The sequence below is a fragment of the Alcanivorax sp. HI0083 genome, assembly GCF_001635175.1.
This window is the reverse complement of the sequence record NZ_LWFX01001735.1, coordinates 1-1,825: the sequence shown is the minus strand read 5'-3', so window position 1 is coordinate 1,825 and position 1,825 is coordinate 1. Positions and strand designations below refer to the sequence as shown.

The window sequence follows — 1,825 nt, the reverse complement described above, 5'->3', positions numbered from 1 at the left end:
TGAGCCCTGACCTGAAACAACATCACACCCGTGGCCACCGACACATTGAGGCTCTGCACCTCACCGGCCATGGGAATTTCCAGCAGCTGGTCGCACTTGTCACGGGTCAACCGCTTCAGCCCACTCCCCTCGGCCCCCATTATAATGGCCAGTGATTCCGGGGGATGAAAGGTAAACAAGGACTCACTTCGCTCTTCCAGTGCCGTGCCCACCACCCACACGCCGCGATCACGCAACTGATCCAGCAAACTGGCCAGATTACCGATTTCGTAATAGGCCAGACTCTCCGCCGCGCCCACTGCGGTGCGACACGCCACCGGGGTCAGCCCTGCCGCATTGCGGCGCGGCACGATCACCGCCTGAACCCCGGCCGCATCTGCGCTACGCAGGCAGGCGCCCAGGTTATGCGGGTCGGTGACATTTTCCAGAATCAGCAACAGCGGGCTGGCCGGTTTGCCGTCCAGCCACTGCAGCAGCGCACTCTCGTCCGCCGGACGGCGCGGGCGCGCCCGCGCTACGATCCCCTGGTGCTGTGGCCCGGCATGCTTTTCCAGCACCTCGCGGCGAGCCCGTTGCACAGCAATCCCGAAGTCCTTTGCCGCCTGCATCATGGCAGCAAGACGCGGATCATCACGGTCTGCGCGGGTATCCTGCACAAACAGTTCCAGCACCGCCTCCGGGCGATGACGCAACAAGGCCTCCACCGCGTGAAAGCCGGAATACATCAGGGGTTTATTCATAACGACGCCTGCACGCTACACGCACCACGCAAACACGCGCGACGCGGGGAGATGAAATCGAGAGACACAGGAGCAGCGCTTGAGCCGCTCCTGTGGGTGATACATAGCCTAGCCTTTGCTGCTACGCCCGGACGCTTTCTTGCCGCGGGCCGACCTCTTGCGCTTGGCCTTGGGTTTAGCCTTGGGAATATCCCCCTTGGCCAGCTTTTCCCGCTCGGACGTGCCCGAGTCTGCCTTGGCGGCATTCTTCGAGCGGCCACCCCTGCCTCCTCTGCCGCCAGACGGCTTTTTCTTGCTACCGGCTTTGGGGCGCCCCTTGCCGCTGGGCGTAAAGGACTCCAGCTGCAGGTCGATCTTGCGGTCTTCGGTGTGCACCGCCGCCACGCAGACCGTGACTGCATCGCCCAGCCCGAACTGACGACCACTACTTTCACCGGTGAGGGTCAGGCTCACTTCATCGAAGTGGTAGTAGTCACTATCCAGGTTCGCCACATGCACCAGGCCATCAATGTGCAGGTCACTGAGTTGCACAAACAAACCGAAACTGGCCACGCCACTGATGGTGCCCTCAAAGACCTGGCCCAGATGCGCCTCCATGAACTGGCATTTGAGCCAGGACACCACATCGCGGGTCGCCTCATCGGCACGACGCTCGGTCATGGAGCACTGCTCACCAATCGCCACCATGTCCGCCTGGCTATAAGGCAGGATTTGCTGACGCGGGATTTCCGGCAAGTCGCCCGGGTTATCCACGTGGTTCGGCTCACCGTTACTGCGAATCAGGAAACGGATGGCACGATGCACCAACAGATCCGGGTAGCGCCGAATCGGCGAGGTGAAATGGGTGTACGCCTTGTAGGCCAGGCCAAAGTGGCCTTTGTTCTCGGCCTCGTACTTGGCCTGGCTCATGGTGCGCAACATCATCGTCTGGATCACATTGCGATCCGGGCGTTCCAGAATTTCCTCGCGCAGGTCCTGGAAGACATAAGGCTTTGGTGCCGCCCCTTCCGACCAGGCGATACTCAAGCCCAACCCACCCAGGAACTGCTGCAACTTGCTCAGGCGCTCTTCCTTGGGCGGCTCGT

The 1,825-nt window shown here is 61.6% G+C and carries 2 protein-coding genes; both read right to left on the bottom strand.

What is annotated here, in order from left to right; translation table 11 throughout:
• Positions 1-740 (bottom strand): 23S rRNA (guanosine(2251)-2'-O)-methyltransferase RlmB (gene rlmB, locus A3754_RS25255; RefSeq protein WP_063521670.1); only part of this gene is annotated, 740 nt, incomplete at its 3' end.
• A gap of 108 nt (positions 741-848) precedes the next feature.
• Positions 849-1,825, bottom strand: a 977-nt coding sequence (locus A3754_RS25250) for an RNB domain-containing ribonuclease (RefSeq protein WP_156497228.1), incomplete at its 5' end; no start/stop codon positions are given.